This is a genomic window from Streptomyces sp. DSM 116793 (assembly GCF_057320905.1).
This window is the reverse complement of record NZ_CM170494.1, coordinates 7,540,341-7,552,466: the sequence shown is the minus strand read 5'-3', so window position 1 is coordinate 7,552,466 and position 12,126 is coordinate 7,540,341. Positions and strand designations below refer to the sequence as shown.

6 protein-coding genes are annotated in these 12,126 nt (G+C 74.8%); 4 read left to right on the top strand and 2 right to left on the bottom strand.

Going from position 1 to position 12,126, the window contains the following annotated elements; genetic code table 11:
• Positions 1-174: 174 nt before the first annotated feature.
• Complete coding sequence (locus ACSMXW_RS29645; RefSeq protein ID WP_485800852.1) at positions 175-1,428, bottom strand: SAV2148 family HEPN domain-containing protein; 1,254 nt, start codon at positions 1,426-1,428, stop codon at positions 175-177.
• 708 nt (positions 1,429-2,136) lie between these two features.
• Between ACSMXW_RS29645 and glgX the strand changes: the two genes are divergently transcribed.
• From glgX to ACSMXW_RS29630, 3 genes are all read left to right on the top strand, one after another.
• Positions 2,137-4,257: a glycogen debranching protein GlgX gene (gene glgX / locus ACSMXW_RS29640; protein WP_485800850.1), complete on the top strand. Its 2,121-nt coding sequence runs from the start codon at positions 2,137-2,139 to the stop codon at positions 4,255-4,257.
• A gap of 586 nt (positions 4,258-4,843) precedes the next feature.
• The gene (treY, locus tag ACSMXW_RS29635; RefSeq protein WP_485800849.1) at positions 4,844-7,609 is read left to right on the top strand and encodes a malto-oligosyltrehalose synthase; all 2,766 of its coding nucleotides are present in this window, start codon (positions 4,844-4,846) and stop codon (positions 7,607-7,609) included.
• A 306-nt stretch (positions 7,610-7,915) separates the two neighbouring features.
• Positions 7,916-9,163 carry a M14 family zinc carboxypeptidase gene (locus ACSMXW_RS29630; RefSeq protein ID WP_485800847.1) on the top strand — a complete coding sequence of 416 codons (1,248 nt, stop codon included), beginning with the start codon at positions 7,916-7,918 and terminating at the stop codon, positions 9,161-9,163.
• Between the two features lie 245 nt (positions 9,164-9,408).
• Here the strand turns inward: ACSMXW_RS29630 and ACSMXW_RS29625 are convergent, their stop codons facing one another.
• Positions 9,409-9,960 (bottom strand): FHA domain-containing protein, encoded by a 552-nt coding sequence (locus ACSMXW_RS29625; RefSeq protein WP_485800845.1) that lies wholly within the window; start codon positions 9,958-9,960, stop codon positions 9,409-9,411.
• 378 nt (positions 9,961-10,338) lie between these two features.
• Here ACSMXW_RS29625 and treZ point away from each other — a divergent pair, with 378 nt between their 5' ends.
• Complete coding sequence (gene treZ / locus ACSMXW_RS29620) at positions 10,339-12,108, top strand: malto-oligosyltrehalose trehalohydrolase (protein ID WP_485800843.1); 1,770 nt, start codon at positions 10,339-10,341, stop codon at positions 12,106-12,108.
• The last annotated feature ends 18 nt before the right edge of the window (positions 12,109-12,126 follow it).

The window sequence follows — 12,126 nt, the reverse complement described above, 5'->3', positions numbered from 1 at the left end:
CGGCACGCCCCGATGCGGTGCGTCCCCGAGTGATCTCACCCTCGCACGACCCACTGACAATCGGAGGACGACCTTCCGCTTGCACCCGGTGACCCGCGCCCGGTGACCGGCCCGGGGGCTCGGCGCCCGTCATATGTCACCGTCGTCGCCACCACACCCGGCCCCAGCGGCCGGTCAGGACACCGGCCGGGAGTCGGACCAGGCCTGCTCGAACTCCTCGCGGTAGGTCGCGAACAGGCTGCCCTCCGGCACATCCCCGCTCTCCCCGGGCTTCACCAGCCGCCCGCCGCCGCGCAGCACGAAGACGGGGGTCTCCATGCCGCGGCTGCCGCGCAGGTACGACTGGACCACGGCCACGCCGTCCGCGCCGTCGCCGTCGACCAGGTAGGCCGTGAAGCGGGGCGTCTCGTCGAAGACGTGGATCTCGAAGGCGCCCGGGTCGCGCAGCCGGGCCCGCACCCGCCGGGTGTGCAGGATGTTCATCTCCACGGACCGGCTCAGCTCGCCCCGCTTGAGGGAGAGTTCGCGCTCCCGGCGCTTGATGGCGCTGCTCGCGGGGTTGAGGAAGAGCAGCCGCACCCGGCAGCCTGACTCCGCGAGGCGCATCATCCGGCGCCCGGAGAAGTTCTGGACCAGGAGGTTCAGGCCTATGCCGATGGCGTCGACACGGCGCGCCCCGCCGAAGATGTCCTCCGCGGGGAACTGCCGCAGCAGCCGCACCCGGTCCGGGTGCACCCCGACGACGTCCGCGTACCGGTCGCCCACCAGGTCCTCGACGGCGTCGACCGGCAGCCGGCGCGCCGAGGGCAGGTCGGAGCCGGCGCCCAGGATCTCCAGCAGCCGGGCGGAGGCGCGCTCGGCCTGGGCGAGGACCGTCTCGGACAGGGCGCGGTTGCGAGAGACGACGTTCCGGGCGACCTCCAGCTCGTCGAGCGCGAGCTCCACGTCGCGGCGGTCGTCCACGTACGGCTCGAAGCAGGGCCAGTGCTGGACCATCAGCTCGCGGAGCTGCGGCAGCGTCAGGAAGCTGACGACATTGTCGTCGGCGGGGTCCAGCAGGTACCCCTTGCGGCGGCTGACCTCGCGCACCGCGACGGCCCGCTGCACCCACTCCTGTCCGGCGGGCCCGGCGGCCGCGACGACCCAGTCCTCCTCGCCGTGCACGGGTTCGTAGATGGGGCGCAGCACGGCGGCGACGACGGCGCGCAGCCGCTGCTCGACCAGGTTCAGCCAGATGTACGCGCGGCCGGCGCGCTGGGCGCGGGTGCGGACCTCGCTCCAGGCGTCGGCCCCCCAGTCCAGCTCGGGCCCGATCTGGGCGCCCATCTCGACCGGCCGGGCGAGGGACACACCGGCGGGGGGGACGTCCGTGGAGCTCCCCTCGTGACCGTCCTCACCAGGGGGCAGCTCCAGCCCTCCCGAGCTCACCCGTGCACCGCCTTCCGCTCCCCCGAGCCCCGCCCCGTTCAACGATCAAGGAAGGGTACTCCGCGAGCGGCGGGCGGTGCAGCCGGAAGTGCACCCTGTTTTCTCAACTCCCGCCCTCGGCGTGGCCGTTCCCATGGAGGGCCCGGGACCGAGTGAGCGGTCCTCACTGTAGTCCCCCCGTGGGGCGGGTGAGACGCCCCGGGGGGCCGTGGCGGGGCGGGGTGCGCGGCGACGATCCGGGGGTGCCGACGGAGTGATCGTCTTGTTGTCTTTCTGGTCGTTTTCCTTCACGTTCCGAGCTCACTTCGCACTCGCGTCGAGCCCGCACCAGACCCGGGCCGAGCCCGCACCAGACCCGGGCCAGACCCGGGCCGGACCCGGGCCGGACCCGCCCCAAGCCCGGCCCGGACGGCTCCCCCGCCGTGAACGGATCGTCGCCCGCCGGCAGAGGCCCCCGAGACCGGTTTCGGCGCTCGCCGATCATGGTGCCCGGAGGTCCGGTCCGCGCCCCCGGGCCGGCGCCCGCGCCGTCCCGTGCGGTCGCGAGGGCCCCGCGCCGTCGCCGAAACGTATGATTCCGCGCCCTCTGCCGTGTGCGGATGGGTGGTCGTGCCGCCTGAGCGGCGGAATTCCTGGACGTTTGACCACTTTCAGGGAGACTCTGGGCGCAATGGTCCCCAGCGGGCCTAGAGCGGAGGGCTCGTATCCATGCAGGTGTGGCCTGGACAGGCATACCCCCTCGGTGCCACGTACGACGGCGCCGGGACCAATTTCGCGGTCTTCTCCGAGGCCGCCCAGCGTGTCGAGCTGTGTCTGCTGGCCGACGACGGCACGGAGACGGCGGTGGAGCTGCGCGAGACGGACGCCTTCGTGCGGCACGCGTACCTGCCCGGGATCATGCCGGGGCAGCGGTACGGCTTCCGGGTGCACGGGCCGTTCGCACCGGAGCGCGGCCTCAGGTGCAACCCGGCGAAGCTGCTGCTCGACCCGTACGCGCGTGCGATCAGCGGGCAGATCTCCTGGGGCGAGGAGGTGTACGACTATCCGTTCGGCGCGCCGGAGCAGCGCAACGACCTGGACTCCGCACCGCACACCATGACGTCGGTGGTCGTCAATCCCTACTTCGACTGGGGCGACGACCGCCCGCCGCGCACCGCGTACCACCGCACGGTGATCTACGAGGCCCATGTGAAGGGCCTGACGATGCTGCACCCCGCGCTGCCGGAGGAGCTGCGCGGCACCTACGCCGCCCTGACGCACCCCGCGATCCTGGAGCACCTCACGGAGCTGGGCGTGACGGCACTGGAGCTGATGCCCGTACACCAGTTCGTCAACGACCACCGGCTGGTGGAGATGGGCCTCAACAACTACTGGGGCTACAACACGATCGGCTTCTTCGCCCCGCACAACGCCTACGCCTCCTGGGGCGACCGCGGCCAGCAGGTGCTGGAGTTCAAGTCGGCGGTCCGCTCGCTGCACCAGGCCGGCATCGAGGTCATCCTGGACGTGGTCTACAACCACACGGCCGAGGGCAACCACCTGGGGCCGACCCTCTCGTTCCGGGGCCTGGACAACCCCTCGTACTACCGGCTCACTGAGGACCCGCGGTACTACATGGACACCACGGGCACCGGGAACTCCCTGCTGATGCGCTCGCCGCACGTGCTCCAGCTGATCATGGACTCGCTGCGCTACTGGGTCACCGAGATGCATGTGGACGGCTTCCGGTTCGACCTGGCGGCGACCCTGGCGCGGCAGTTCCACGAGGTGGACCGGCTGTCGTCGTTCTTCGACCTGGTCCAGCAGGATCCGGTGGTCTCGCAGGTCAAGCTGATCGCGGAGCCCTGGGACGTCGGCGAGGGCGGCTACCAGGTGGGCAATTTCCCGCCGCTGTGGACCGAGTGGAACGGCAAGTACCGCGACACGGTGCGCGACCTGTGGCGGGGCGAGCCGCGCACCCTCGCGGAGTTCGCCTCCCGGCTGACCGGCTCCTCCGACCTCTACCAGGACGACGGCCGGCGCCCGCTGGCCTCCATCAACTTCGTCACCTGCCACGACGGCTTCACCCTGCACGACCTGGTGGCGTACGACCAGAAGCACAACGAGGCGAACGGCGAGGACAACCGGGACGGCGAGAGCCACAACCGGTCCTGGAACTGCGGGATGGAGGGCGAGACCGACGATCCCGCCGTGCGGGAGCTGCGGGAGCGCCAGATGCGGAACTTCGTCGCGACGCTGATGCTCTCGCAGGGCGTGCCGATGCTCAGCCACGGTGACGAGTTCGCCCGGACGCAGCGTGGCAACAACAACGCCTACTGCCAGGACAGCGAGCTGACCTGGGTGCCCTGGGAGGACGGCGACCCGGAGACCCGGGAGCGGCGGCTGGCGTTCACCCGGGCGATGGTCTGGCTCCGCCGCGACCACCCGGTCTTCCGCAGGCGCAGGTTCTTCCACGGCCGGCCCGTCCAGGGCACCCATGACGAGCTCTCGGACATCGCCTGGTTCACCCCGGAGGGCGAGGAGATGAAACGGCGGGACTGGAGCGCGGCGCAGGCCAGCGCCCTGACCGTGTTCCTCAACGGGAACGCCATCTCCGAGCCGGGGCCGCGCGGGGAGCGGATCCGGGACGACTCCTTCCTGCTGATGTTCAACGCCTCACCGGGCCCCCTCGAGTTCGTCGTGCCGGTCAACCACGGACACCAGTGGGAGGTGGTCGTCGACACGGCACGCTCGGACGGCGTCCCGCCCGGCACCGGGCCCAAGGTGAAGGCCGGCGACCGCCTGGCCCTGGTCGACCGCAGCCTGACGGTGCTCCAGCGGCCCGCCTGAGGGGGCGGGCCGCTTCGGGGGCTGTCCCGGCGGACCGAGCGGTGCACCCGGGCCGGGTGCACCGGGGGCCGGCTGCGCCGGGCCTGCCGCGGGGGCCGCAGGGGCCTGCGAGGGCCGCGGAGTGCGGTGCGGGGGTTGTGCGGGTGGTTGTGCGGGAGGCGGAGGGGCGGTCCTCACCGTCCCCGGCCGCCGGCCGGTGGTGGGCTGCTCGCGCAGTTCCCCGCGCCCCTTCAGGCGCGGCTCCGCCGCGATCAGCGCGGCCACGGCCATCCCCGGGCACCGGCCCGGTAGCGGACTACTCCCGCCGTCCCCGCACCCCTTCAGACGCCGCCCCGCCGCGATCAGAGCAGCCACCACCAACCCCAGCCACCCGCCCGTAGCGGGACTACCCCCGCAGCCCCCCACACCCCTTCAGACGCCGCCCCGCCGCGATCAGCGCGGCCACGGCCATCCCCGGGCACCAGCCCGTAGTGGACTACTCCCGCCGTCCCCGCGTCCCTCCCGGGCACGGCTCCGGCGCGAGCAGCGCCACCCGCGCGGCTCACCCGACGGGCGCGCGGTCCCGGGGTGGGGTAGCTACGTGCGCATGACCCCTGTGTCCGCCGGGCCCCCGGGGCGGGTGCCCACCGCCACGTACCGTCTCCAGATCCAGCCCTCGTTTCCGTTCCGGGCCGCCGCGGCCGCCGTGCCGTACCTGGCCGGCCTGGGCGTCTCCCACCTGCACCTGTCGCCGGTGCTCGAGGCCGTGCCCGGGTCGGCGCACGGCTACGACGTCGTCGACCACGCGCGCGTGCGGGGCGAACTCGGCGGCGAGGAAGGCCTGCGGGCGTTGGCGCGCACGGCGCGTGAGCACGGCCTCGGGCTGGTCGTGGACATCGTGCCGAACCACATGGCGGCCGTGCCGCGGTACAACCGCGCGCTCTGGGAGGTGCTCAGGGACGGCCCCGGCTCACCGTACGGGCGCTGGTTCGACATCGACTGGCAGGCCGGGGACGGGCAGGTGCTGCTTCCGCTGCTGGCCGGGCCGCTCGGGCAGGAGCTGGACCGGCTGCGGGTGGTGGGCCCCGCGCCCGCCGGGCCGCGCGGTGCCGCGGGGAGCGGCTCCGGAGCCGGCTCCCCGGGGCCGGGCCCGGCCTGGGACGGCGCCGCGGACGGCGGTCCCACGCTCCGCTACGGCGACCACGTCCTCCCGCTCCGCGAGGGCACCGAGCACCTGCCGCTGCCTCGGCTGCTGGACGCCCAGTGGTACCGGCCGTGCTGGTGGCGGCTGGCCAGGACCGAGCTGAACTACCGGCGCTTCTTCACCGTCTCCGAGCTGATCGGGCTGCGTGTGGAGGATCCGGAGGTGTTCCGGCTGACGCACGCCACGGTGCTCGGCCTGCTCGCGGACGGCGTGGTGGACGGCCTGCGCGTCGACCACCCGGACGGGCTCGCCGACCCCGGGGGCTACCTGCGGCGGCTGCACAAGGCGACCGGGGGGCGCTGGACGGTCGTGGAGAAGATCCTCGCGGACGGGGAGCGGCTGCCCGCCGCCTGGCCGGTCGCGGGCACCACCGGCTACGACGCCCTGCGGCAGGTGGACGGCGTCCTCACGGACCCGGCGGGCACCGCGGAGCTGCTCGGCCTGTACCGGGGGTTCGCGGCGCAGCCCGCGGAGCTGGGCGGCGACTGGGCCGCCACGGTGCGGCGCGCCGCGTACCGGGTCGTCGACGAGGAGCTGGTGTCCGAGGTGGACCGCCTCACGCGCGCGTGCGCCCGCGTCTGCGCCGCGGACCCCACGTTGCGCGACCACGCTCCCTGGGCACTGCGCACCGCCGTCCGCGAGCTGCTGGTCCGGCTGCCCGTGTACCGCCCCTACGCCGACACGGACGCCGGGCGTGTGCTGTCGCTGGAGGCCGCCGAGGACGCCAAGCGCGCCTTCGCGGTGCCTCAGGAGGCGGCGGCCGTGGACGTGGTGCGGGACCTGGCGCTGGGCCGGCTCGGAGAGGGACCTGACCGTGCGGAGGTCCGGGCGCGGTTCGCGCAGACCGCGTCCGCGCTGCGCGCCAAGGCCGTGGAGGACACGGCGTTCTACCGGTACGTACCGCTGCTGTCGGCGGCCGAGGTGGGCGGCGACCCGGGCCTGCCCGCGGTGCCGCCGGCGGCCTTCCACGCGCACTGCGCGCGCGTGCAGCGCGACTGGCCGCTGACCGGCACCGTGCTGTCCACGCACGACACCAAGCGCAGCGCGGACGCACGCGCGAGGATCGCGGTGCTCACAGAGTGCCCGGAGCGGTTCGCGGCACTGCTGGCCGAGGCGGCGGCGCTCACGTCCGCCGCGCACGGCACGGCCGCCCCGGACGCGGGCCCGGCGTGGGCGGCCTGGCAGACCGCCGTGGCACTGACGGGCCCCGGCGCCCCGGAGACCGGCCGCATACAGGACGCGCTGCTCAAGCACGTGCGCGAGGCGGGCCTGCGCACCGGCTGGACCGCGCCCGACGAGGCGTACGAGAAGGCGGTGGCCGACTTCGCCGCGACCGGCCCCTGCGGCGCCGGGCACGGTCTGGTGGCCCGCTTCGCCGCCGCCCTGCGGCCCCACGTCCGGGCCCGCGTCCTGGCCGCCGCCCTGCTGCACCTGACGATGCCGGGCGTGCCGGACCTCTACCAGGGCACGGAACACGACTACCGGGCCCTGGTCGACCCCGACAACCGCGGCCCGGCCCGCTTCCCCACGGCCCCCGGCCCCGGCCCCGGCCCCGGCCCCGGCCCCGGCCCCGGCCCCGGCGGACAACGCGGCCAGGACGCCGCCGGTTCCCAGGCCGCACACGTCCCGGAGACCGCGCACATCCCTGCGACCGCCCAGGCCTCTGATACCCCGCAGGTCCCGGAGACCGCCCATGCCCCGGAGACCGCGCAGGTCCCGGAGACCGCCCATGCCCCGGAGACCGCGCAGGTCCCGGAGACCGCGCGCATCCAAGAAGCCGCAAGCCTCCCGGCAACCGTCCCCGCCCTCCCCACGCTCGATGCCCTCTCCGCCGAGAAGGCCGCGCTGACGGCGACCGCCCTGCGGCTGCGCGCCCGCCGCCCGGCCCTGTTCGGCGCCACGGGGTCCTACCGCCCGCTGGAGGCGACCGGCCCGGCCGCCGCCCACTGCCTGGCCTTCCTGCGCTCCGGCACGGTCCTGACGGCCGTGACCCGGCTCTCCCTGCGCCTCGCGGAGGCCGGCGGCTGGCGCGACACCCGCCTCGCCCTGCCCGACGGCCGCTGGCGCGACCTGCTCACCCCCGGCCGGGAGTTCACCGGGCCCACCCTTTTGGCGGATCTGTTCGGCACGGCTCCGGTGGCCCTGCTGGAACGGGCGGGGGAGGCGTGAGTCCGGTTGCCGAGAAGGCACGAGCGCCTGCTTCCGGACCAGTGCGGTCATCTTGCGCGACGGACCACTGACGGGCGCGGGCCGGCGGGCGGTCCGCGGGCCCAGGTCCGGTCCACTCGGGCCCAGGTCCGGTCCGCGAGCTCGTCGAGGCATTTCCGAGGCGGTATCAGATGCCCCAGAAGAAACGTTTCCAGCTCTGGCGAGGCAAGGACTCCGGCAACACTGGGCCATGCCTTCCCACGCCTTGACACGCCGCAGCGCGGCATGAAGTACTGCGGGTGCGCACCTTCAGGATGGCCTGTGGGGGTGAGTCGCCTGATGGAGCAGCGCTATCCCACCGTGCCCGAACTGATCTCGTCCGCACGGACGCTGGTGGCCCGCCGCCCGGATCTCGTCCGGCTGCGGCAGGTCGGTGCCTCACGGGCCGGGCGGCCCCTGCATCTGCTGTCCATAGGCCATGCGCCGCGCGCGGTGCTGGTGGTCGCGGGGGCGCACGCCAACGAGCCCGCCGGCGGTTCCACCCTGCTCCACCTCGCCGAGCGGGCCCTGGAGGACGACGAGTTGCGCGCGGGCACCGCCTGGCACTTCCTGCTCTGCGCGGACCCGGACGGCGCCGCGCTGCACCGCACGCCCGCGCCCCGCACGCTGCTCGACTACCACCGGCGGTTCTTCCGCCCGGCGGGCCCCGAGCAGCCGGAGTGGTCCCCGTCGGTGCTGCCGCCGGACCGGCTGCCGCCCGAGACCAGGGCGCTCACCGGTGTCATCGACGAGTTGCGGCCGTACCTCCAGGTGTCCCTGCACGGCACCGATCTGGGCGGCAGCTGGGTGCAGCTCACCAGGGACATCCCCGGACTCGCCGAGCCCTTCGCGAAGTCGGCGGCGGAACTGCACATCCCGGTGGAGACGGGCGCCTCGGACGCCGCCGGGTGGCCGTCCTCGGGACCGGGGGTGCACGTGATGCCGGAGCCCGGCGTGGACGCCGTCTTCCCCAGCCTGCCCGACGACGCCCGGATGAGCACGTGGCACCATGCGCACCGGTACGGGGGCCTGACGGCGATCGTGGAGGTCCCGATGTGGGCGAGCGACCTCGTCGACGACGAGGCGCCGCACCCGGCACCTGCCAGGGAACTGCGCCGCATCGCGGTGCGGCTGCGTCAGGACACGCTGCGGGTGGAGGAGATCCTCGCCGAGGCCCGGCCCAGGCTGCCGGAGGCCGAGGGGCCGCTGTTGCGTGCGGCGCGCTGGGCGCTGGGGCTGGTGCCCGGCCTGGCCGAGGACTGGGAGCGGCCGCCGCCCCCGGGGGCCACGATGGCGTCGGTCGGCAGCATCGACGCCTTCGGACGGCGGCTGCCGCTGCGGGCGGCGGCCATGCTGCTGAGGGTGCTGGAGGAGTCGGGAGACAGGGCGGCACCCCGGTTGGAAAGACTCGTCACGTCCTGGTGCGCTTCCTTCGCGGAGCGGTTCCGGGCTCGCTGGGTGCCGCTGGACGACCAGGTCGCGCACCAGGCCCGTACGGTCGTCGAGGCGGCGCGGCACGCGCGGGTCACCGTGTGAGGCGGGGTGTGCGCCGTTTCCGGGCGGTGCCCCGGAGTCGCGCGATCCGCCCCCACCGGCCGGCGGCCCCGGCGCGGCAGAGGCTGCCCCGTCAAGCGCGGCAGTGGCTGCCCCGTCAAGCGCGGCTGTGGCTGCCCCGTCAGCACGGTGACGGCCCGCGCGCATCGTCGTGGTGGTGCGCGCAGTTCCCCGCGCCCCTCGCCGGGACGCCCCCGCGCCGGGAAGGTGCCGGCGAGCAGCGGGGCTCAGTGTGATGACAGGCGGAAGGCCATCTGGCCGAAGCTCACCTGGTCGCCGTCGCGGACGACGACCGCGCCGACCACCCGTCGGCCGTTGACGACGGTGCCGTTGGTGGAGCCCAGGTCGCGCAGGACCCAGACGTCGCCCTGCCGGCTCAGCTCGGCGTGTGACAGGGAGACCGTCTCATGGCTGAGCCGCAGGCCGTTCCTGGGATCGCGGCCTATGCGCAGCGGCCGGGAATCGGTCGGCACCGGAAGCAGCAGCTTCGGCAGCCGCTCGGCCCGCCAGGCGGTGCGCAGCCGCCCGGTGAAGCCGGACAGGGCGCTCACGGAGCCGAAGACCATACGCGACCAGCGGCCCTCGGTGCGCAGGTCGGCGGTGAGCGCGGCGAGCTCCGGGGCGTGGCGTGCGGCCAGGGCACGCTCCATGCGCTGCAGGAACGTGTCGTAGGAGAGCTTTCCCTCGGCGGCGGCCTCCCGGAGGACGAGCAGCGTCCTCTCCCGCTCGGCGTCGGACAGCCGCACAGGATTCAGCTCGGGCTCGGGAGGCGACGGCACAGAGCTGATTGTCGGTCACCCCAACCGGCCTGTCCAGCCGGTCCGCGCCCCGCGCACCGGACCTCCGGTACCGCACTGACCTGGGCATACGGAAGGAGAGCCGCGCCCTCGGCAGCCGGCTGGTGCGAAGCTGCGACGGCCCCGTCACCGTCCGCCGACACACGGCGCACCCCGGTTGTCCACCCGTAGAGGGACATCTCATGAATCGACGGCGGCGGGCGGCGGTGTGCCGCACCATGGACGCGGGGCGGTCCGGCGCCGTCCCGAGCCGCGCCGCCGCGTCCCCGTGGTCACCGCGGCACCGGCCGCGGCAGGCCGTCACCCGCCGGGCACCGGCCGCGCCGCGGCGGCCGGGCCCGCCGACGAGGGGAGCCGTCCGTGCAGTTCGAGGTCTGGGCGCCCGCGGCCGAACGGGTCGCCCTCCAGCTTGCGGAAGGCACGCGCGCGATGGAGCGCGATCCAGACCGCCCGGGGTGGTGGACGACCGAGGCCGGCGCGGCGGACGGCACACGCTACGGCTTCCGCCTGGACGACGGCCCGGTGCGGCCCGATCCGCGCTCGCGCCGTCAGCCCGACGGGCCCGATGGGCTGAGCGCCGTCGTCGACCACACGCGGTACGCCTGGCGCACGCCGTGGGCGGGCCGGGGCCTTTCGGGGGCGGTGCTGTACGAGCTGCACGTGGGCACGTTCACGCCCGAGGGCACCCTGGACGCGGCCGCCGCCCGCCTCGGGCACCTCGCCGACCTCGGGGTCACGCATGCCGAGCTGATGCCCCTGTGCCCGTTCCCGGGGCGGCACGGCTGGGGCTACGACGGCATCGCACCGTGGGCCGTGCACGAGCCCTACGGCGGCCCCGCGGCGCTGAAGCGCTTCGTCGACGCGGCGCACGGCCACGGGCTGGGCGTGGTGCTCGACGTCGTGCACAACCACCTCGGCCCGTCAGGGAACCATCTGCCCGCGTTCGGCCCCTACTTCACTCAGGCCCACCGCACGCCCTGGGGCGCGGCCGTCAATCTGGACGCGCCCGGGTCCGACGAGGTCCGCGCGTACCTCGTCGGCAGCGCCCTCGCCTGGCTGCGCGACTACCGTCTTGACGGGCTGCGGCTGGACGCGGTGCACACGCTGTGCGACACGCGCGCGTACCCGTTCCTGGAGGAGCTGACCGAGGCGGTGGACGGGCTGGCCGCGGCGACCGGCAGGCCCCTGTTCCTGATCGCCGAGTCGGACGCGAACGACCCCCGGGTCATCACCCCGCGCGCGGAGGGCGGCCTCGGCGTGCACGCGCAGTGGAACGACGACTTCCACCACGCGCTGCACAGCGCGCTGACGGGCGAGTCCCAGGGCTACTACGCGGACTTCGCCCCGGCGCCCCTCGCCGCGCTCGCGAAGACCCTGACGCACGGCTTCTTCCACGACGGCACGTACGCGGACTTCCGCGGGCGCCGGCACGGCAGGCCGCTGGACCGCACCCGGCTGGCCGGGCACCGGCTGCTCGGCTATGCGCAGAACCACGACCAGATCGGCAACCGCGCCCGCGGCGACCGGCTCGCGGCGTCCCTCTCCCCCGGCCTGCTGGCCTGCGCCGCCGCGCTCACGCTGACCGCGCCGTTCACGCCGATGCTGTTCATGGGCGAGGAGTGGGGCGCCACCACCCCCTGGCAGTACTTCACGGACCACACGGACCCGCTGATCGCCGAGGCGGTGCGCAAGGGCAGGCGACGCGAGTTCGGCGCGCACGGCTGGGGGGACGACGAGGGCTCCGGCGCCGTCCCCGATCCGCAGGACCCGGCCACCCGGGGCCGTTCCTGCCTGGACTGGTCGCAGCCGGGCGGCGAGCCGCACGCGCGCGTGCTCGCCTGGTACCGACGGCTCATCGCCCTGCGGTCCGCCGGCACGGACCTCCGGAACCCGGACCTGACGGCCGTCCAGGTCGCCCACGACGAGACGGCACGGTGGTGCGCCGTCCGGCGCGGCGACATCACCACCGCCGTGAACCTGGGCCCCGGCCCGGTGGACGTGCCGGTGGGCCGCGGGGCCGGGACCGTCCTCGCGGCCTGGCGGCCCGCGGACACCCGGCCACCCGGCCCCGACGGGCTGCTGCGCCTGCCGGGCGAGTCGGCCGCGGTGCTGGGGCCGGCCGGGACGTGAGGGCGCAGGACGCCCTCC

Excerpts from the sequence above, each read along its gene's own strand:
- glgX (WP_485800850.1), top strand. The coding sequence starts at position 2,137 with ATGCAGGTGTGGCCTGGACAGGCATACCCCCTCGGTGCCACGTACGAC.
- treY (WP_485800849.1), top strand. The coding sequence starts at position 4,844 with ATGACCCCTGTGTCCGCCGGGCCCCCGGGGCGGGTGCCCACCGCCACG.